We start from the raw sequence: 19,898 nt of genomic DNA, 5'->3' as shown, positions 1-19,898 counted from the left end.
GGGCACCTGGTGCCCGCGGGCGGCGGCCTCGGTGGTCACCCGGCTGCCCACCGGCCCGGTGGCACCCAGCACGGCGACGGTCGTACGGGGCCTCATGGCGTCCGCCCTTCGGCCATCCGGTCAGCGGGTGCCCGGCCCGCCCGTGGGAACAGGTCCGCTCGTGCGCGGCGCGGTGCCGTCCGTCCGCCGCGCCGGCGGATGCGGGACAGGTCAGGGGGACTGAGCTGTGCCGCGAGCAGGGCAGCCAGCGCCAGCAGGAAACCGAGGACCTGCGGCAGGCTGAGCGACTCGCCCAGGACGAGGCCGACGACGGTCGCCACCAGCGGGGACAGCAGCACCAGCGGTGCGGACGCGCCGACCGGGAGGCTGCCGATGCCCCGGAACCACAGCGTGTACGCGATCAGCCCGCCCATGCCGCCGAGCCACAGGTAGCCGCCGGCCGCCCCCGCGTCGATCCGCTGGGGCACCCCCTCGATCGCGAGGGTCAGCGGAAGCAGCAGCAGCCCGCCGGCCGTCAGTTGCCAGCCGGCCAGGGCCAGGGGACCGACGCCCGCGGGACGGCCCCAGCGTTTGGTCAGGACGACCCCGCACGCCATGGTCGCCGTACCGCCGAGGCCCGCGAGGACCCCGACGGCGTCCAGCCGGGCCTGCGGCCCGAGGACGACCAGTCCGACGCCGATCACGCCGATCACCCCCCAGACCAGCCGCCAGGCCGAGGGCCGGTCGCGCAGCACCGCGACGGCCAGCGCGGCGACCAGCAGCGGCTGGGCGGCGCCGAGGGTGGCGGCGACACCCCCGGGCAGCCGTTCGGCGGACAGGAACAGCAGCGGGAAGAACGCGCCGATGTTGAGCACGCCGAGGACGGCGGCCTTCCACCACCAGGTGCCGCGCGGGAGCACGCGGGTCAGGGCGAGCGCGATCAGCCCGGCCGGCAGGGCGCGCACCAGTCCGGCGAACAGCGGATGCCCCGGGGGCAGCAGCTTCGTCGTCACGGCGTACGTCGTGCCCCAGGAAGCCGGGGCGAGCGCGGTCAGTGCGAGGGTCACCAGCTGCCGGGGCCGCGGCTGGGAGGTCCGCGGGGGCCCCGGTGACCGTTGGGTCGATGAGTGCATGGAGCGAGTCTCGGACCGCACCCCTCATGATTCCAAAGCATGTTTGTCATCGCAGCCATGAACGATGACGATGGATGGATGGACCTCCAGCAGATGCGGTACGTCGTCGCCGTCGCCGAGACCCGCAACTTCACCCGCGCCGCCGAGCGCTGCTCCGTGGTGCAGTCGTCCCTCAGCCACCGGATCGCCGGCCTGGAACGGGAACTGGGGGTCAGGCTGTTCGCCCGGACCAGCCGCCGGGTCGAACCGACCCGCGCGGGCGAGGCGTTCCTCGCCGCCGCGCGCGAGTGCCTGGCCGCCGCCGACCGCGCGGTCGCCGACGCCGCCGCCGCGACCGGTGTGGTGCGCGGGCGGCTCGGCGTCGGCGTGATCGTGACCACGGCCGCGGTGGACGTGCCCGAGGTGCTCCAGCGGTACCGCGCCCTGCACCCGGACGTCCACGTCGTGTTGCGCTCCGGGCGCAGCGACGACCTGGTGGCGGCGATCCGCGACGGCGACCTGGACATCGCCTTCCTCGGCCTGCCCGAGGGCGAGCGGCCCTTCGGAGTGGAGAGCCTCGTCCTCGACCACGACGAGCACGTGCTGGTGGTGCCCGCCGGTCACCGGCTGGCGGGCGCCTCCCGGGTGACGTTGAGCGAGATCGCCGGGGAGACGTTCGTGGACTTCGTGTCCGGCACACCCGGCCGGGCCCAGACCGACCAGGCGTTCACCGCCGCGGGCCTGGTCCGCGAGGTCGCGTACGAGGCCGCGCTCGTCGAGCTGATCATCCGGCTGATCGCACGCGGCCTCGGCGTGGCCCTGCTGCCCTCGGCGTTCATCGGCCCGGCGGCCGCCGCCGAGCCCGGACTCGCGCTGGTGCCGGTGGCCGGCGGCCCGCACCGCGTGGAACACCTGGCGTGGAGCCGGTTCAACCCCAGCCCGGCCGCCCGCGCGATGCTCCGCGTCCTCGGCGTCGGCCCCCGGACGCAGGGCCCTTCCGGTGGTTCTCGGCGGGAGAAGGAAGCCGGCCGTACCGGAGCCGGGGCCGGAGAGGACGAGGACACCGGGAGAGCGGACGCCCACCGTCCGCTGACAACTCCCTCACAGGGCGCGGACGTCGACGGCACGGCAAGGGGACGGCGACAGGACACCGGCAGGACTTCTCCGTCCTGACGTCCTGGCCAGTCAGGCAGTTCCGACCGTCCGCCCCGGACGTCAGTTCTGGTCCCAGGTTCCGACCGTCCGTCCCCAGTCCGGGTGCGTGGCCGCGAAACCGACGAGCGTGTCGTAGATCCGTGCGTCGTCGGCGAGGACCTGGCCGCGCTCCCGCCCGATGGCGACGGCGGTGAGGCTGACGACGAGCCAGGCCGTCGCCGCGACCGAGCAAGGGAGACCAGCGCGGACAGCGCCAGCAGCCGCGCCCGCAGGTTTCTGCGCGGCGGTGTGTCACCTCGCACGGGACCGGGAACCGATCTCGCGGCCGACGGGATCGGCGGACCTGCCGGAGGTGCCCGGGGAGCGGACGTCGGCGAGCTTGTAGCCGACGCCGTAGACGGTGAGCAGCCGTTCGGGCCGGGCGGGATCGGGCTCGATCTTGCGGCGCAGGTTCATGACGTGCCCGTCGACCGTGCGGGTCGTGACGTAGCGGTCGATGCCGTGCAGGTGTTCCAGTATCTGTTTCCTGGTGAACACCCGGCCCGGCGCCGACGCCAGCATCTCCAGCACGCGGAACTCACCGGGCGTGCAGTCGGCCGTCCGCCCGTCCACCCGGACCTCGAAGCGGGCCGGGTCGACCACGAGCGACCCCACGGCGAACACCGGTTCGGCCGGCCGGGTGGCCCCGGGAACGGAGGCGGCCCCGGGAAGAGGCGCGGCCGGGGGAACGGGCGGAACAGTCGTGACAGCGGTGCGGGTACGCCTCAGCAGGGTACGCACGCGGGCGACCAGCTCGCGGGGGCTGAACGGCTTGGTCATGTAGTCGTCCGCGCCCAGGTCGAGGGCGAGGAGCAGGTCGTCCTCCTCCGCACGCGCGGTGAGCATCAGGACCGGGACCTCGGATTCCCGCCGCAGCACCCGGACCACGTCCAGCCCGTCCGTGCGCGGCATCATCCAGTCCAGCACCACGAGATCGGGCGTCCGCCGCCGGATCTCCTCCAGGGCGGCCCGCCCGTCGTGGACGGCACCGACCGCATGGCCCTCCCGCTCCAGGTAGCGGCGGATGAGATCGGTCTGTTTGGGATCGTCGTCGGCGAGCACGATGTACGCACACATGGGGGCCATCGTAGGAAGCGCGGCAGGTGACACGCTCCGCTGCCGCACATGTCGGCGAGGGAGCACCGGACGGCGACAGGAATCCGACAACTTCCTGACATCCGGCGGGAGAAGAGGCTCAGATCCAGGTGTCGAGCCACATCCTGGCGAGCCAGTCGGCGTAGGGGATCGTCTGCCCGGTGTAGAGCGGCAGGAAGCAGAGGAAGTTCCCGACGACGAGCACGACGAGCACACCCGCGGCCGTCGCCCCCGCCGCGCGGCGTCGGCCGGTGGCGCCCGGCGGGCCGGCCAGGGCCCCCAGCAGCATCGTCACGGCCAGACACAGGTACGGCACGAAGACGACCGCGTAGAAGGAGAAGATCGTGCGGTCCTGGTAGAGGAACCAGGGCAGGTAACCGGCCGCCACTGCGCACAGCACCGCACCGGCGCGCCAGTCGCGGCGCAGCGCCCAGCGGTAGAGCAGGTAGGCGAGGGCGCAGCAGGCCGTCCACCACAGGAGCGGGGTGCCGAGCGCGAGGACCGTCTGCGAGCAGCCTGCCGCCGTGTGGCAGCCGTCGTGCCCGGCTTTCGGCGACTGGTAGTGGAAGAGCACCGGGCGGCCCAGGACGAGCCAGCTCCACGGGTTGGACTGATACGTGTGAGGGGTGTGCAGCCCCACGTTGAACTGGTAGACGGCGTCCTCGTAGTGCCACAGACTGCGCAGCGGGGCGGGGATCCACGACCAGGTTCCGCCGCGGCCGTCGGCCCAGTGGCGGCCGTAACCGTCGTCGGACAGGAACCAGCCGGCCCAGGTCGCCAGATAGGTCACCGCGGCCACCGGGACCAGGGACAGGACACAGCGGCCCAGCTCCTTGCGCAGCACCGCACGCCAGGGGCGGCGGGCCCCGGCGACGCGCCGCGCCCCCACGTCCCAGAGCACGGTCAGGACCACGAAGAACGCCAGCACATACAGGCCGTTCCACTTGGCCGACGCCGCGAGTCCCAGGAAGAGCCCGGCCGCGATCCGCCAGGGCCGCACCCCTGTCCCGGCACGGTCGCCGGTGTGCGCGTCGGGGCGCGCCCGGCCGTCCGCACCGGTGGGCAGGGCCGCCGCGAGCCGTCCCCTGGCGCGGTCGCGGTCGATGAGCAGGCAGCCGAACGCGGCCAGGACGAAGAACATGACGACGAGGTCCAGCAGCGCCGTACGGCTCATCACCAGGTGCAGTCCGTCCACCGCCATCAGCCCGCCGGCCAGGCAGCCCAGCAGCGTCGAACGGAAGAGCCGGCGCCCTGTCCGGCAGAGCATGAGCACCGACAGGGTGCCCAGGGCCGCCGTCATGAAGCGCCAGCCGAACGGGTCCAGGCCGAACATCCACTCACCGAGGCCGATCACCCACTTGCCCGCCGGCGGGTGGGCGACGAAGGCCCCGGTGTCGGAGAGCTGGACGGCCTGCGGGTGGGCGAGGATCTGCGGGTCGGCGACCTTGCGATCCGGCCAGGTGCTCTCGTAGCCGAGCCGCAGCAGGGACCAGGCGTCCTTGGCGTAGTAGGTCTCGTCGAAGACCAGGCCGCGCGGCCGGCCCAGGTGCCGGAAGCGGATCGCCCCGGCCAGGACGGCGACGAGCACCGGCCCCAGCCAGTCCATCACCTTCGCGACGCGGTACGCCCGTGCCGGGCCGGCACCCAGCAGCTCCCACACACGTGTCGAGGGCCGCGCGAACGGCGGGACCAGCCGCTCACGGACGTCGGTTCCCGGCCGTGCCACGTATCCGAAGGGGCGAAGCCGTTCCTGCCGGCCGCATGGCTCCGTCGCCGCCGCCGCCGTCGTCACCGCCGTCGTGGCCGCCGCCTCAACCGGGCTGTCAGGAACGGGGGAACGGGGCACGTGGTCGTCGCTGCTCGTCACCGGACCACGATAGGCGCTGTCGTGGCCGCGACTGTAATGTGTCTCGGCCGGCCGAGCGTTTCGAGTGGCCAAGTGTTTCGCCCGGACACCAGGGTTCCGACGGCACGAGCGTCTCGGCGGGCAGAGGTGTTTCGACCGGGACGAGCTTCTCGATGGACACGAGTGATCCGGCCAGGGCGCGAGTGACCGGCGAGTGTTCCGGTCCGGGTATGTGCCGTGACCGGCCAGATGTCTCAGAGCCGGCGATGCGCTCCCTCAGTCCGGCCGGCGAACCCCGGCCGGGCCGTCGTCCCGTACTGCCGCGTGGCGGGGCGCGGCCGGTGCGAGGGCCGCCGCGGCGAGGAGCGCGAGCTTGTCGGCGTTCCCGCTGCCGGCGTCGGGGTGGTAGACGACGAGCATCTGCCCGGCGGTGCCGCCGATGCCGAGTTTCTCGCGGTTCAGCTGGAGGTTACCGACCTGCGGATGGTCGATGCGCATGGGCGCGCCCTCGCGTGCCCTGACGTCGTGCCGTGCCCAGAGCTGCCGGAAGCGGGGGCTGGCCAGGGAGAGTTCACCGACGAGTTCGATGAAACGAGGATCGTCGGTGTCGGTGCCGACGGATTCCCGGAAGCCCGCGACCAGGCCCTGCGTGGCCTCGGTCCAGTCCGGGTACAGCTCCTGCTCGGCGGGGTCGAGGAACACGTCGCGCAACCGGTTGCCGCCCGCCACCAGACGAGGCGAGAGCGCGGTCGCCAGGGCGTTGGCGGCGAGGACGTCGAAGTAGCGGCCCTCCACGAACGCGGGCAGCGGGAGGGTGGCGAGGAGTTTGGCGATCCCCGTCGGAACCTTCTCCTTCCTGGGACGGCGCCGTGAGCGCCGTGGCCGGTCCGCTCCGAGACCGAGCAGGTAGGCCGTCGCGTCCTCGTCGAGGAGGAGCACGCGGGCGAGGGATTCGAGGACCTGGACGGACGGGTTGCGGTCGCGGCCCTGTTCCAGGCGCAGGTAGTAGTCGGCGCTGATGCCGGCGAGCATCGCGACCTCCTCACGGCGCAGCCCCGGCACCCGCCGCACACCCAGGACGGGGATCCCGGCCTGTTCGGGAGTGACGAGTTCACGGCGGGCCCGGAGGTACTCACCCAGTGGATTCGGCTCGTCGCTCATGCGCCCCACCGTAAGTCACGGGAGGGCGGACGTGCCTGGCCCTGTCACCCCCAGCCAGAAGCAGAAGCCAGAAGCCAGAGGCCGGAAGCCGGAAGCCGGAAGCCGGAAGCCGGAAAGCCCAGGCACCCGGCATCCGGCGGCAGGCCCCCTGGGTGGTCGGGTGCGCTGCGGTGGCGCGGTGTCGTGCTGAACAGTGCGCCCTCTCAGTGCCGGGTCTCCGCGCCGGCGGGCGCCTCCGCGTCCGCGTCGGCGGGGTCCTCCGCGTCCGCGCCGCCGAAGTCGGGCACGCCCGACAGCAGGTGTTCGGCGCCGCCCTCGAGGGCGGCGGCCGTCTCGATCGCACGGGGGAGCATGGTCTTCTCGTAGTCGCGGACCGCGTCGTCGACGGTGGCCGCGTTGGCGAGGGCGAGCGCCAGTTCGCAGGCGTCGAGCATGGCGAGGTTGACGCCGACGCCGAGCGGGGGCATGAGGTGGGCCGCGTCGCCGAGCAGGGTGACCGTCGGGTGGTGCTCCCAGGCGTGCGGGACGGGCAGGGCCAGGATCGGGCGGTGGACGTAGGGGCCGTCGTTGTCACTGATCATCTGCCGCAGGCGGGGGGACCAGTGGGCGTACTCGTCGAGCAGCAGGGCGCGGAGGGCGCCGGTGTCGTCGGCGGTGAGGCCGCGCCGGGCGATCCAGTCGACCGGGACGCGGCGGATGAGGTACACGCGGATGTGGCCTCCGCTGTTGCGCTGGGCGAACATGCCGCGCTCGCCGTCGGCCGCCGCGGCGCTGCCCGGCCCGACCAGGTCGGCGATGTCCGGGTGCCGGTTCTCGACGTCGGAGAACCACGCCTCCAGGAAGCTCACCCCCGTGTACTGGGGCACGGCGGCGGAGACGGCGGGGCGCACCCGGGAGAAGGCTCCGTCGGCGCCGATGACCAGATCGGCCTCGGCCGTGGTGCCGTCGGTGAAGCGCAGGTGCCGCGGTCCGCCGGCGGGGCCGCTGATCGCGTCCAGCGTCCGGCCCCAGTGCACGGTTCCCGGCCGGAGCGAGCCGAGCAGCAGGTCGCGCAGCTGACCGCGGTCGATCTCCGGCTTGAACCGTTTGCCGGCCGCCGGGACCTCATGCAGGACGAGGGTGCCGTCCGGGTCCATCCGGCGCATTTCCTGCCCCTCGGGGCGGGACAGCTCGAAGAACCGGTCGAGCAGGCCGGCTTCGCGCAGCGCGATCTGGCCGTTGTCGGCGTGCAGGTCGAGGGTGCCGCCCTGGTCGCGGGCGCCCGGACCGGCCTCGCGTTCGTGGACGGTGACCGCCAGGCCGTGCCGCTGGAGGATGCGGGCACAGGTCAGCCCGCCGGGCCCGGCACCGATGATGCTGATCCTGGCGCGGGCGGGGTGGGGTGAGGCCGCGGCGGCCGCGGCGGGGGCGGTCTTCGGGGCGGCGGGGTTCGCGGTCATGGCGGTTCTCCTACGTCGGGTTTCGGCCGAGGCGACTTCAACGGATCCGGACTTGTCGGCTGATCGCTTGGTCGCCCGATGGCCTGATCACGGGATGGGCTGGTCACTGGATGGGTTGATCACGCGACGGGCTGATCGCCCGACCGGCTCGGTGGCTCCAGAAAAGCAGAACCGATAAAAAAGTGCAATGAGTCAACTTAAACATCGATGCCACTCTCGGCTATGCTCGGCACATGACCGTGCCTCCCGTCAGCCGCCGCGAACGCAAGAAGGCGGCCACCCGGCGAGCGATCGCCGACGCCGCGCTCCAGCTCTTCCTGGAGCACGGCTACGACCAGGTGAGCATCCGGGACATCGCCGACGCGGCCGACGTGTCGACCACCACGGTGTTCAAGCACTTCACCGGCAAGGAAGCCCTGGTGTTCGACCAGGACGAGGACCGGGAGGCGGAACTGGTCGCCGCGGTGCGGCGGCGGCCGGCGGGGCGGAGCATCCTCGACGCCCTCCGGCAGCACGTGCTCGACACCTGGCTGCCCGTCGCGGAGCACCCGCAGCGGGCCGGCTTCACCGGCCTGGTGGAGTCCACACCGGCGCTTCGCGCGTACGCCGAACGCATGTGGACCCGGCACACCGACGCCCTCAGTGCGGCCATCGCCGACGAGACAGGCGTCGCCCACGACGACCTCGCGTGTGTGACCCTCGCCCGGTTCGTCCTGGAGATCCCGGCCCTCGCGGGCGGTCGGGAGGACCGCCGGGCCGCGGTCGAGGAGGTCTTCGGCATCCTCGCCCACGGCTGGAAACCGCCCGCCGGCGCGACGGCGGCGCGCGACGCCTGACCGCTGGTCCGGGCACTCCGGCGGAACGCCGACGGGCGCCGGGCGGAACGGGGACGGGCTCCGGGAACAGGGCCGGGAGCCCGGCGGAACGGGACGGCTCCGATGCCCGCCCACGCGACCGGCACCGGCGAGGTCTCGCCCCCGCTCGGCCCCGACGCCACGGTGGGCGCACCCACCGGCCCCCTCGTCTGCCGCGCCGTGACGGGTGCGGACATCCCCGACGGCCTGGTGGACACGCTGGTCGACACCCTGCTGAGGCCGTGCGCCCCCCACGGCCCGAGCGTTCGCGGGACCGATCGGGCACCCGGCCGTTTCCGTCCTGGGACATTCCCCGTGACGGGGACGGGGCAGGAATCGTCCTGACCATGGTCCGGCGGAGAACACCCGCCGAACCATCATGCAAGGCAAGGAGTGTTCAGGATGCGTACGACCCGGAAGTCCGCCGTCACCGCCGCCGTCACAGCGGTCACCGCCGTCGCGGGGCTGGCGGTCGCCGCCGGCGTGGGAACCGCCCAGGCCTCGCCCGCGCCCACCCCCGCCCGCGCGGCCGCACCTTCGGCCTGCCGGCCGGCCAACCACCTCGCGAAGATCACCGAAGGACCCGCCAGTTCGGGCCACACCCACTACCGGGTGACGCTGACCGCGCCGCGCGGGTACGCCTCGTGCGAGCTGGCCGGTTCACCCACGGACGTACGGTTCTCCCGCCACGGCACGGAGACCGGCGTCACCGCGGGCCGTTACGGCAGTCAGGGCGGCGTGGTGACCTTCGGCCCGGGGCATCCGGTGCACTTCGACATCCAGGTCCCCAGCGCCCGCCGAGGCACCGCCGCCGACGAGGCGTCGTTCACGCTGCGGGCCCCCGGTGGCGTGATCCCCGGCACGTCCGTCGCCGAAGGCAAGCTCAGCGTGGCCCCCGGCACCCTCGTCGGCCCGGTGCGGCGGGGGGCCTGACCGTCGCTCTTCCGCCACCGTGCCGGTACGTCACCCAGGGCCCCGCTGCTCGGCGACCCCGTTCCCGAGCCGGCCCGCGGTGGCGGCGAGGGTGCGGGCGGTCTCGATCACGGTGGCGCGGCGGCGGGCGAGGGCGGCCCGGTAGGTCGGCTCGCCCAGGGCCGTGCGGCACATTCCGGGTACCGCGAAGTTCCAGGCGATCAGTCCCATGAGAGTGAACAGCAGGTCCTGGGCGACGCGGAGACGGGCGTCCTCGGGCAGCCCGGGTGCCACGCCGCCGCCCCCGCGCCCGTCGCCCATGAGCCGGTACGCCTTCTCGCGGAACGCGTCACGCAATTCCCTCTCGCGCTCCCCGTCCCGCTCCCCCTCGTCCTGGAGGCCGCCGGTGCCGCCGCCGTCGCCGCCCGTCCGTGCGCCCGCGGCCTCGTCCGCGCCGCCGCACGCCTCGTCCACGCCGTCGCACGTCTCCAGCGCCTCCCACAGCAGCAGCCGGATCAGCTCCGGGTGGTGCTGGTACCAGTCGAAGAGCTGCCCGACCGACTCGGCCACCGCGTCGGGATCGACGGAGATGCTGACGCTGATTTCCGCCAGCTTCGCCCGCAGGACGGCCGCGAACAGCTTCTCCTTGTTGCCGTAGTAGAGGTAGATGGCCTGTTTGTTGGCCCTGGCGGCCGCCGCGATCCGGTCCACCCTGGCTCCGGCCAGGCCGCGGTCGGCGAACTCGGCAGCGGCGGCGGCGAAGATCCGCCGTCTGGTGTCCTCCGCGTCATAGGCCATGGCACGAATTAAACCATCCGGTTGACTCGGCGCCCTCCTGAGGGCAGCATCGGATGCGGAGTAAAACAACCAGATGGTTTATTGCTGTCATGCCGCCCTCCGGCAACCGCGTGGCGTCCGACTCGTCGAAAGGCTCTCCCGTGAGCACTGCCACCCCTCCTCCCGCGAACCCCGTCCCCGTCCGATCCCCGCTGCCCAGCGCCCTGGCCGGCACGACCGCCGTCCTGGTCGGCGGAAGCTCGGGCATCGGGCTGGCGGCGGGCGAGCTGCTGCGCTCGGTGGGCGCCCGCGTCGTGCTGGTGGGGCGCGACCCCGACCGGCTGGAGGCCGCCGTCGCCCGGGTGCGCGACGCAGGACCGGCCGAGGACGCCGACGACAGCGTGCTGGCCGTGGCGGGCGACGGCGCGGACGAGGGCACCCTCGCCCAGGCCTTCGACGCGGCGGGCCACGTCGACCACGTGTTCGTCACCGCGGGCGGCATCGGCGGCGCCGGCCCCGTGACCGAGCTGTCGGCCGAAGACCTCCGTACGGTCTTCGAGTCCCGCGTGCAGACGGCCTTCACGGCCGCCCGCGCGGTGGCGACCCGGCTGCCCGCCGGAGGCTCGCTGACCTTCACCTCCGGGATCCTCGTGGTCCGCCCCGTGCCCGGGATGAGCAGCCTGCTGTCGGTCGCGGGCGCGGTGGAGACGCTCACCAGGGCCCTCGCCGTCGAATTCGCCCCCGCACGCCTGCGGGTGAACACCGTCCGCTTCGGCCGGATCGACACCCCGCTCCTGCGCTCGCGGCCGGGACTCGGCTCCGACGACGCGGTCGCCGCCGCCGGGGCGAGCGCTCCGCTCGGGCGCTTCGGGACCGCGGCCGAGGCCGCCGCCTCGGCCCTGTTCCTCATGGCCAACACCTACATCACCGGCCAGGTCCTCACCGTCGACGGGGGTGAGACCCTCTTCTGACGCCGTGCTCCGGCCGGCACCCCGGCCGCCGGCGTCCTCAGCGTCCGGTCGCGCCGTCGATCAGCTCGCGCAGGATGTCCGCGTGACCGGCGTGCCGGCCGGTCTCCTCGATCAGGTGGGTGAGTGCCCAGCGGACGCTGGGAGCCGGGCGGCCGGGCCGGGGCCGGGGGACCGGTGCGCCGAGGTCGGCGCACGTGTCGAGTACGCCGTTCGCCTGCGCGACCGACTCCCGGTAGCGGGCGACGACTTCGGCCACGCCGTCCCCGGGGGCGGCGTGGAAGGTCGCCTGCCAGTCGGTCACCTGCTCCCCGAGGAACGTCGCCCGCTCGACGGAGGTGAGGTGGTGGAGCAGGCCGAGGAGGTTCGTGCCCGACGGTACCCCGGCGGACCGCACCGCCGGTTCGGGGGCGCTCTCCACCTTCGCGCAGACCGACTCGCGCAGGTAGTCGAGGAAGCCGCGCAGCACCTCGCTCTCGCTGCTTCCGGTGCGGGGCGGCGGGGTGTCGCCGCGGCGTCCGCGGCGGGGGGCGGTGGTCCTGCCCATGGAGACTCCTCGCGGGAGCCGCACCGGTTCCAGCGGTGCGGCGGACGGTCGGGGACGGCGGTGCGGCGGACGGTCGACGGTCGGGGACGGCGGTACGGCGCCTGGTCACGAAGAGGAACGCGGTACCTGGTCACGAAGGGCAACCGCGGTACCTGGTCGCGGGAGCGGTGCGCCGTCCGGTCAGGAGAGGGTGGGCGCCGTCCGGTCAGGACAGGGCGGTGCGGCGGATGAGCAGGACGTGGTCGGTGACCTCCGCGGTGCGCCCGTCCGGGCCGGTCGCGGTGCGGCGCGGCGAGTCGGCCCGCTCCACCGTCCACGTGAGGGGGTCGAGGCCGATGCCGGCGGCGACCTGCCGCGGGTCCGGGTGGCGGAGGGCGGGATCCTGGTTCCACGACCACGGGGCCGTCGATCCGTGGTCGACGACCAGCAGCCGGCCGCCCGCGCGCAGCGCGTGCGCGGCCGAGCGCAGGACGGCCGCCCGGTCCAGGTCCAGGGGAGTGTGCAGGTAGTGGGCGCTGACGAGGTCGTACGCGCCCTGCGGGAACGAGTCGCGCAGGTCGTGCTGCGCGGCGCTCACGCGGCCGCCCAGACCGCGTGAGCGGGCGAGGCCGGTGAGCCGTTCGACGGCCACGGCCGAGACGTCGACGGCGGTGACGCGCCACCCCTGGCCGGCGAGCCACAGCGTGTCGCCGCCTTCACCGCACCCGAGGTCGAGCGCGTCGCCGGGCGGCAGGCCCGTGACCGTCTCGGTGAGCCGTGCGTTCGGCCGCGGATCGGTGGCGGCCGGCCGGGCCGCGTAGACGTCGTCCCAGAAGGTGACCGGGTCGGTGGTGCTCATCAGCGCACTCCCTTGTGTCGGGGGCGTCCGAGTCTCGCCCTGCTCCCCGTGATCCGGCACGGCTTGTTGCCGGTCCGGCAAGTAGGCCCGACCGGCCGCGGGTTCGCGGGCCGGCGGCGGCCGGGCAGGCGTACGGCCGCCGCCGGCGCCCGGGGGACGACGGGGCGGCCGTAGGGTTACGGGGTGTTCGACACGCCCGACTTCGACCTGGCGCCGTACGCGGATCTCGACACCGGCGGGCTCGTACGGCGTACCCACTGCAGCTGGCACGCCGCGGGCTGGCAATCCCTGCTCGTGCAGTGCTTCACCCACGCCCGGGAGGTGGAGTCCTTCGCGCTGCCGGGAGTGGCGGACCTGCATCTCGTCCTGGCCGTCGGCGGGGAGGCGGTGATGCGGGTGCGGGACGGCGCGGGGACCGGAGCCGCGACCAGCACCGGCGCCGGTGCGGGGAGGGCGGTGCGGCGGCGCTGGGCCCCCGGCCGCCTGGAGCTGATGGTGCCCGGCCACCCGACCACGCGCAGTTACCGTGCCGCCTCGGCGTCGGCGATGCGGAGCATCCAGGTGCACGTCCCGCGGGCCACCGTCGAGCGGATCGCGGCCGAACTGGGCGGCCCGGCGCCCGACTTCGCGGCGATCGGGGCCGAGCTGGCCGCGGGGGACGAGGTCGTCGAACAGGTCGTGCGCGCCCTGCCGGCCGCCGGACACGCCGGTGACCTGTACGCGGAGTCGGCCGCCGCCTTCCTCGTGACGCACCTGCTGTCGCGGGGCCGGGCGGGCCGGGAGCAGCGCCTCCCGGGCCCCGAGCACAGGGCCGTCCGCGCAGGCCTCGCGATCATGCGGGAGCGCCTGGCCGATCCGCTGACGCTCGCGGACATCGCCGGCGAAGTGCACCTGAGCGTCTACCATTTCGTCCGCGTCTTCCGCGACGCCACGGGTCAGACACCGCACCGGTACCTCACCGGCCTGCGGATCGAGCGGGCACGGCGGCTGCTGTCCGGCACCGGCCTCACCGTCGCGCAGATCGCCGAACGCTGCGGGTTCTCCGGCCCGGGCAGCCTGTCCTCGGCCTTCCTGGCGCACGTGGGCGTCAGGCCGTCGGCGTACCGGGCGTACAGCGGCACGGACCGGAACCAGGACTCCGGTTCCTCAGAACTCCGGACAAAACGGGCGCCCGGCTCGTGACACCCGACGCGCACGCGCGGGGCGTTGCCGGAACGTCCCGGTGGCTCCGTCGCGAGGGTCTTCAGGTGTCTTGCGGTCACACGCACCGGACGCCGCGGACCGATCGGACGCCCGTTTCGTCCGGAGTTCTTACTCCTTGGGAGGCTTGACGGCGATGTCCAGGTAGAAGGCGTCGATGCTGCGGACCGCCGCCTCGAACTCCTCCAGGTTCACCGGCTTGGTGACATAGGCGTTGGCATGGTGACGGTAGGCGCCGGAGACGTCGTCGGGTGCGGAGGAGGTGGTCAGCACGACGACGGGGATCGTCCGCAGCTCGGGGTCCTCCTTGACGACGGCGAGGAACTCCCGCCCGTTCATGCGGGGCATGTTGAGGTCGAGCACGATCAGGTCGGGGCGCGCGCTGCCCGGGTCGCGCAGGTAGTCCAGGGCCGCGATGCCGTCAGGGACCTGGGTGAGATTGCGGGTGCCTCGCTCGGCGAGGGCGTCCTGGATGAGCATCGCGTCGGCGATGTCGTCCTCGACCAGCAGCACGTCGTAGGGGCGGGTTGCGGCGGCAGCCATGATTCACGAGCTCCGGGGTGTGGGGCGGTGGACGGGGGGTGCGCTGGCGGTGATCAGCCCGGGCCAGCGGCGCCGGGCTCCTTGACGGCTGATGCTGATGGCCCGGCCGATCTCGGGGTATCCGGCTCCGCCGGCGGCCGCGGTGCGGGCCGCCTGGTCCTCCAGCTGCCGGACGGCCTGCTTCACGCCGGTCAGCAGCCGCAGCCGTTCCAGCGCCCGGCTACGGGACTGGTGGGCCGCGTCCGGGGATTCGGCCTGCGAGGCGACGGCACGGGGGTCCGGTGCCAGACGCCGGGCGAGTTCGTCCACCATCTGAGTCACCAGCGCGACCGTCTCTTGCGAGAGCTGGGGAGGCGGAGCTGAACCAGGCATGGGCCCAGGCTACGGCGTTGATCTCCCCCGGGACAACATACGTTGTCGGAGCGTGGGTACAGTGAGCATGCCGTGGGCCTGACCGGGACCGGGACTGCCGAGGGAGAGACGCGAAGCGGGATGCAGAGCAAGCCGTCCTACACCGAAGGTGCGTTCTCCGGCTGGACCACCCGGCGCTGGCTTCGTACCGGCGTCGCGACCGCGGCGGTCGTCCTGGCCGTGCTGGGTTCGCTCGGCGGCTGGGCCACGTGGCGTACCTCTCAGGTCACCGCCGACCTGGTCGGCCGGCGTTCCCCCGCCCTGATCCAGGCGATGCGCGTGGAACAGGCCCTGGTCAACCAGGAGACGGGCGTCCGGGGTTACGGGCTGTCGGGCCGCTCGGACTTCCTCCAGCCCTACGCCCAGGGCGTGCGGGACGAGAAGGCCGCCCTGGGGCGCCTGCGCCCCCTCGTCGAGGGCGACCCCGAGGCCGCCGCCGACCTCGCCGAGGTCGAGAAACTGGCCGGGACCTGGCAGCGGCGGATAGCCCGCCCCGTCTCCGCCGCGTCCGCCGGCGACGCGGTGAAGCTCGCCACGGACCGGGCGACGGAGGGCAAGAAGTCCTTCGACGCGCTGCGGCACGCCATGACGCGGCAGCAGGCCCAACTGGAGGGCGAGCGGGCCGCCGCCGCCCGGGAACTGCGGCAGGCGGAGACGCTGCGGAACTGGATGTTCGCCGTCATCGCCGTCCTCATCGTGCTGCTGGCGGTCCTCGTCTCCGAGGGGCTGCGCCGCGGCATCACCGGCCCGCTCAGCCGGCTCGGCTCACAGGCCAGGGACGTGGCGGGAGGCCGTTTCGACCTCTCCTTCACCGGCACCGGCCCCGCCGACCTGCGCCGGCTGGCCGACGACGTGGAGTCGATGCGCCGCCGCCTGGTGGAGGAACTGCAGGTCAGCGAGGAGGCCCGGCAACTGGTCGACGAACAGGCGGAAGACCTGAAACGGTCGAACACGGAACTGGAGCAGTTCGCCTACGTCGCCTCCCACGACCTGCAGGAACCGCTGCGCAAGGTGTCCAGCTTCACACAGCTGCTGCAACGGCGGTACGGAGGACAGCTGGACGAACGCGCCGACCAGTACATCTCGTTCGCCGTCGACGGCGCCAACCGCATGCAGAACCTCATCAACGACCTGCTGGCCTTTTCCCGCGTCGGCCGCGTGCACAACGACCACCGGGCCGTCGACCTGGAGGAGATCGTGAGCCGGGTGCTCGACGATCTCAGCGTGACCGTCGAGGAGACCGGCGCCGAGATCACCCACGACCCGCTGCCCACCGTCGTCGGCGACCCCACCCAACTGGGCACGCTCTGGCAGAACCTGCTGTCCAACGCCGTCAAGTTCCGCAGCCCCGACCACGCGCCGCACATCCACATCAGCGCCGCGCAGGACGGCGACACCTGGGAGTTCGCCGTCAGCGACAACGGCATCGGCATCGCCGCCGAGTTCCAGGAGAAGGTCTTCATCATCTTCCAGCGGCTGCACACCAAGGACGCCTACCCCGGCACCGGCATCGGCCTGGCCATGTGCAAGAAGGTCGTGGAGTTCCACGGCGGGAGCATCGGCATCGACCCCGACTACAAGCTGGGCACCCGCGTCGTCTTCACCCTCCCGGCCGCCGGGACGGAGCCGGCGTCCGAGGAGAGAGAGCCGCAGCCGTGACCGACCGAGCCGCGGACGGCGTGGACCAGTTCCGGATCGTCCTCGTGGAGGACGACGACGGCGACGCCCTCCTCGTCGAGGAACTCCTCTACGACACCGACCTGCCGCACACCCTCACACGCTGCCGCACCGCCGCCGAGGCCCGCCGCACCCTCGCCGCGCACCCCTGCGACTGTGTCCTGCTCGACCTGCACCTGCCCGACGCGACCGGTGTGGAGACGGTCCACGCGATCGAGGCGGACACCCACGCCGCGATCATCGTCCTGACCGGGCTGGACGAGCCCCGCGCCGGGGTCGATGCCCTCGCCGCCGGCGCCCAGGACTACCTCGTCAAGGGCAAGGTCGAGCCCGACCTGATGCAGCGCGCCGTGCGCTACGCCATCCAGCGCAAGCAGGCCGAGCGCGCCAACGCGGCCCTCCAGATCGGACGCCTGCGCGCCGAGGAGAACGCCCGCCTGGAGCGCGGACTGCTGCCCGAGCCCCTCCTGTCCTCCACCGCCGTCACCGCGTCCAGCCGCTACTACCCGGGACGGGCACAGGCGCTGCTCGGCGGGGACTTCCTCGACGTCGTCCAGACCGACGACGGACAGGTCCACGCGATCATCGGAGACGTCAGCGGCCACGGCCCCGACGCGGCGGCGCTCGGCGTCTGCCTCCGCATAGCGTGGCGCGCCCTGACCCTCGGCGGCCACCGCGACCAGCACCTGCTCCACCTGCTGGAACAGATCCACATCGCCGAGCGCACCGGCAGCGACCTGTTCACCACCTGCACCCTCATCACCCTGGACCCGGACGCCGCCACCCTCACCCTGCACCTGGCCGGCCACCACGAACCCCTCCTCGTCACGGACGACGGCACCCGGCAGGTGACCGCCGCCCACGGCATCGCGCTCGGGATCGCGCCCGGACTGGGCAAGTGGACCGCCACCACCCTCGCGCTGCCCGCACGGGGAGGGCTCATCGCCTACACCGACGGCCTCATCGAGGGATTCGCGGACAGCACCGACGAACGGCTCGGTGCGGACGGCCTGCTGCGCATCATCGACACGCTCCAGGCTCCCGACCCCGGCACCCACCTCGACCGGCTCGTCGCCCGGACCCGCACCCTCAACGCCGACCGGCACACGGACGACCTGGCGGTCCTGCGCCTGGACTGGGACCTCGCCGCCGGCCGGCCGGACGGCCGCAGCGGCGAGCGCTGAGCCGGCGAGACGATAGGCCGGCCCTGACCGCAGGCCCCGCGGGCCGGCGGTCAGGGCCGCCGGGATGCCCGTCCGGGAGGACGCATTCCGCTTCCTGCCGCTCTCCTGTGACAGTCCGGGCGACGAACCGTCGAAACAGGTTCCGTACCCTTCCTGTTGCCGCCCCCCACCCTCACCGGCCGGCCCGCACCGCCGGGTGAGACGCGGCATGAACTCCTTCTTCTTCCCGTCTCCGTCTCGTCAGGACGGCCACCCCGCCACCACGACCGCCTTCCCGGCCCCCGGCTGCCTGAAGTGACGCCGTAGCGGCGGAACCGCGACGGGCACGGCGACGGCGACGGCAGGGTCGGCTACGCGGCGGCGCGCCCCCACGGACCCGGCGGCGCACGGTGGTGCGCCGCCGGGTCCGTTTCCCGCAGTGGTGCGCCGCCGGGCGCCTCCCGGTGGTCACCAGGGCACGGGCGTTCCGTCCCAGGAGAAGAAGGCGCCGGTCGGGCCGTCGTCCGGCAGGAGCGCCAGGCGCAGGGCACCCTGCGCGGCCTCCGCCGGATCCCCGCCGGGCGAGGCCGGCCGGGAGTCGAGATCGGTGGCCCGCCGGCCCGGGGCGAGCGCGTTGACCTTGAAGCCCTCCCCGGCCAGGGTCTGCGCGTACAGCAGGGTGAGGGCGTTCAGAGCGGCCTTCGACGACCGGTAGGCGGCCGCGCCACCGCTGCCCGGGATGAACTGGGGGTTCGGGTTCGTGCTCCAGGTCAGTGACCCGGTCCCGCTGGACACGTTGACGATCCGGGGGTGCGGCGAGCGGCGCAGGGCGGGCAGGAAGGCGTTGGTCACCGCCACCACCCCGAACACGTTGGCCTCGTACGTACGCCGGAACTCCTCCGTGCCGGCCTCGGTCGGCGGAGCGAGCGAGGGCAGGGTGCCCGCGTTGTTGACCAGGACGTCGAGGCGGTCCACCTGCCCGGTGGCCGCGGCGATGCCGTCCGGGTCCGTCACGTCGAGGACCAGCAGCCGCGCGGTGCCCCCGATCTCCTCGACGGCCCGCCGCCCGCGCCCGGCGTCGCGGGAGCCCACGTACACCGTGAAACCCTCCGCCACGAGCAGGCGGGCGATGTGCTTGCCGATGCCCTTGTTGGCACCCGTGACCAGTGCTGTGCGATCGTTCATGACAGCCACGGTCCCCTGGCGGTGTCCGCCCGTGCCAGGGACAACCTGTACCAGGCGAGCGGGAGGAGCGGCTATGGCGCGGCAGGAACTGGCGCGTTTCCTGCGGGAGCGCCGCGCGGCCCTGCGCCCGCGCGAACCGGCCCTGCCCGCCGGGCCCCCGCGCCGCACGCCGGGCCTGCGCCGCGAGGAAGTGGCCGAGCTGGCCCACATGTCCGTCGACTACTACACACGCCTCGAACAGGCCCGCGGGCCCCGTCCCTCGCCCCGCATCCTCGACGCGCTGGCCCAGGCCCTGCGCCTCACACCGGCCGAACGCAGCCACCTGTTCCGCCTGGCCGGCACGAGCGCGCCGCCCCCCGCCTCCGGCGTCGTACGGCGCGTACGCCCGCACGTGGCCCGGATGCTCCGGCGCCTGCCGGACACCGGCGCGGTCGTCACCGACGCGACCTACGGCGTCGTCGCCTGGAACCCGCTGGCCCAGGCCCTGCTGGGCGACCACCTGGCCACGGGCACGGTGAACCTGGCCCGCCGCCGGTTCCTCGGCGGGGGAGCGGTGCGCGAAAGCTCCGGGACGGAGGAGTTCGGGCACATCGCGGTGGCGCGTCTGCGCCGGGCCGCCGACCGCTACCCGCACGATCCGCGGCTCGCCGCGCTGCTGGCCGAACTGCACGCGGGCAGCGAGGAGTTCCGCCGGCTCTGGGAGACCCGCCCGGTGCACGCCCCGGGCCACCGCACCAAGACCATCGACCACCCGACGGCGGGCAGGCTCCGCCTGAACTGCGACGTCCTCCTCGTCCCCGAGGACGACCAGGAAGTCGTCCTGATCACCGCCGACCCGGGCTCCCCCTCGGCCCGCACGCTGAGCAGGCTCACCGCCGAGGCGCGGCCGGGGGCCGAGGCCCGGCCGACCGCGAAGACACAGCCGAGGACCAGGGCAGAGCCGACCGCCGAGGCATGACAGCCGGGCGGGCACAGCCGGTCGCCGGACCACCGTGCG

18 protein-coding genes and 1 pseudogene are annotated in these 19,898 nt (G+C 73.6%); 8 read left to right on the top strand and 11 right to left on the bottom strand.

Going from position 1 to position 19,898, the window contains the following annotated elements:
• Window positions 1–92 precede the first annotated feature (92 nt).
• Window positions 93–1,112 carry an EamA family transporter gene (locus IG64_RS25630; RefSeq protein WP_037860396.1) on the bottom strand — a complete coding sequence of 340 codons (1,020 nt, stop codon included), beginning with the start codon at window positions 1,110–1,112 and terminating at the stop codon, window positions 93–95.
• A 78-nt stretch (window positions 1,113–1,190) separates the two neighbouring features.
• Between IG64_RS25630 and IG64_RS25625 the strand changes: the two are divergent.
• Window positions 1,191–2,081 (top strand): annotated as a pseudogene (locus IG64_RS25625) (LysR family transcriptional regulator); the annotation flags it as partial.
• Between the two features lie 456 nt (window positions 2,082–2,537).
• Here IG64_RS25625 and IG64_RS25620 read toward each other — a convergent pair.
• The 4 genes from IG64_RS25620 to IG64_RS25605 form a co-directional block, all read right to left on the bottom strand.
• Window positions 2,538–3,362 carry a response regulator transcription factor gene (locus IG64_RS25620; protein WP_051813332.1) on the bottom strand — a complete coding sequence of 275 codons (825 nt, stop codon included), beginning with the start codon at window positions 3,360–3,362 and terminating at the stop codon, window positions 2,538–2,540.
• Window positions 3,363–3,480: 118 nt separating this feature from the next.
• Window positions 3,481–5,172: a dolichyl-phosphate-mannose--protein mannosyltransferase gene (locus tag IG64_RS25615; RefSeq protein WP_199811654.1), complete on the bottom strand. Its 1,692-nt coding sequence runs from the start codon at window positions 5,170–5,172 to the stop codon at window positions 3,481–3,483.
• Between the two features lie 330 nt (window positions 5,173–5,502).
• Complete coding sequence (locus IG64_RS25610) at window positions 5,503–6,387, bottom strand: helix-turn-helix domain-containing protein (protein ID WP_037860393.1); 885 nt, start codon at window positions 6,385–6,387, stop codon at window positions 5,503–5,505.
• A 203-nt stretch (window positions 6,388–6,590) separates the two neighbouring features.
• On the bottom strand, window positions 6,591–7,826 hold the full coding sequence (locus tag IG64_RS25605) for an FAD-dependent oxidoreductase (RefSeq protein WP_051813331.1): 1,236 nt from the start codon (window positions 7,824–7,826) through the stop codon (window positions 6,591–6,593).
• 233 nt (window positions 7,827–8,059) lie between these two features.
• On the opposite strand from IG64_RS25605, the gene IG64_RS25600 reads away from it, so the two are divergent.
• Window positions 8,060–8,662 (top strand): TetR/AcrR family transcriptional regulator, encoded by a 603-nt coding sequence (locus IG64_RS25600; RefSeq protein WP_037860392.1) that lies wholly within the window; start codon window positions 8,060–8,062, stop codon window positions 8,660–8,662.
• 420 nt (window positions 8,663–9,082) lie between these two features.
• On the top strand, window positions 9,083–9,613 hold the full coding sequence (locus tag IG64_RS25590; RefSeq protein WP_037860391.1) for a DUF4232 domain-containing protein: 531 nt from the start codon (window positions 9,083–9,085) through the stop codon (window positions 9,611–9,613).
• Between the two features lie 30 nt (window positions 9,614–9,643).
• Here IG64_RS25590 and IG64_RS25585 read toward each other — a convergent pair whose 3' ends face one another.
• Window positions 9,644–10,390 carry a TetR/AcrR family transcriptional regulator gene (locus tag IG64_RS25585; protein WP_051813329.1) on the bottom strand — a complete coding sequence of 249 codons (747 nt, stop codon included), beginning with the start codon at window positions 10,388–10,390 and terminating at the stop codon, window positions 9,644–9,646.
• A gap of 140 nt (window positions 10,391–10,530) precedes the next feature.
• On the opposite strand from IG64_RS25585, the gene IG64_RS25580 reads away from it, so the two are divergent.
• Window positions 10,531–11,340 carry an SDR family NAD(P)-dependent oxidoreductase gene (locus IG64_RS25580; protein WP_037860473.1) on the top strand — a complete coding sequence of 270 codons (810 nt, stop codon included), beginning with the start codon at window positions 10,531–10,533 and terminating at the stop codon, window positions 11,338–11,340.
• A gap of 37 nt (window positions 11,341–11,377) precedes the next feature.
• Here IG64_RS25580 and IG64_RS25575 read toward each other — a convergent pair whose 3' ends face one another.
• Window positions 11,378–11,884, bottom strand: coding sequence for a DinB family protein (locus tag IG64_RS25575; RefSeq protein ID WP_037860390.1), 507 nt, complete (start codon window positions 11,882–11,884; stop codon window positions 11,378–11,380).
• A gap of 205 nt (window positions 11,885–12,089) precedes the next feature.
• Window positions 12,090–12,722, bottom strand: a complete 633-nt coding sequence (locus tag IG64_RS25570; RefSeq protein ID WP_037860388.1) for a class I SAM-dependent methyltransferase — start codon at window positions 12,720–12,722, stop codon at window positions 12,090–12,092.
• Window positions 12,723–12,905: 183 nt separating this feature from the next.
• On the opposite strand from IG64_RS25570, the gene IG64_RS25565 reads away from it, so the two are divergent.
• Window positions 12,906–13,904 (top strand): helix-turn-helix domain-containing protein, encoded by a 999-nt coding sequence (locus IG64_RS25565; RefSeq protein ID WP_037860387.1) that lies wholly within the window; start codon window positions 12,906–12,908, stop codon window positions 13,902–13,904.
• Window positions 13,905–14,033: 129 nt separating this feature from the next.
• Here IG64_RS25565 and IG64_RS25560 read toward each other — a convergent pair whose 3' ends face one another.
• Complete coding sequence (locus IG64_RS25560; protein WP_037860386.1) at window positions 14,034–14,465, bottom strand: response regulator; 432 nt, start codon at window positions 14,463–14,465, stop codon at window positions 14,034–14,036.
• Between the two features lie 3 nt (window positions 14,466–14,468).
• The gene (locus IG64_RS25555; protein ID WP_234438609.1) at window positions 14,469–14,837 is read right to left on the bottom strand and encodes a hypothetical protein; all 369 of its coding nucleotides are present in this window, start codon (window positions 14,835–14,837) and stop codon (window positions 14,469–14,471) included.
• A 120-nt stretch (window positions 14,838–14,957) separates the two neighbouring features.
• On the opposite strand from IG64_RS25555, the gene IG64_RS25550 reads away from it, so the two are divergent.
• Complete coding sequence (locus IG64_RS25550; RefSeq protein ID WP_037860383.1) at window positions 14,958–16,535, top strand: sensor histidine kinase; 1,578 nt, start codon at window positions 14,958–14,960, stop codon at window positions 16,533–16,535.
• Window positions 16,532–17,737: a PP2C family protein-serine/threonine phosphatase gene (locus tag IG64_RS25545; RefSeq protein ID WP_037860381.1), complete on the top strand. Its 1,206-nt coding sequence runs from the start codon at window positions 16,532–16,534 to the stop codon at window positions 17,735–17,737. The genes IG64_RS25550 and IG64_RS25545 overlap by 4 nt, the downstream gene beginning before the upstream one ends.
• Before the next feature lie 447 nt (window positions 17,738–18,184).
• Here the strand turns inward: IG64_RS25545 and IG64_RS25540 are convergent, their stop codons facing one another.
• A complete protein-coding gene (locus IG64_RS25540; RefSeq protein ID WP_037860378.1) occupies window positions 18,185–18,901 on the bottom strand; it encodes an SDR family oxidoreductase in 717 nt (238 codons plus the stop codon).
• A 73-nt stretch (window positions 18,902–18,974) separates the two neighbouring features.
• Between IG64_RS25540 and IG64_RS25535 the strand changes: the two genes are divergently transcribed.
• The gene (locus tag IG64_RS25535; RefSeq protein ID WP_078884215.1) at window positions 18,975–19,859 is read left to right on the top strand and encodes a helix-turn-helix transcriptional regulator; all 885 of its coding nucleotides are present in this window, start codon (window positions 18,975–18,977) and stop codon (window positions 19,857–19,859) included.
• Window positions 19,860–19,898: the final 39 nt, after the last annotated feature.

Origin of the sequence: Streptomyces sp. NRRL S-340 (assembly GCF_000720185.1) — a bacterium.
Taxonomy (GTDB): Bacteria; Actinomycetota; Actinomycetes; order Streptomycetales; family Streptomycetaceae; genus Streptomyces.
This window is presented reverse-complemented; position numbering and strand designations above follow the sequence as displayed.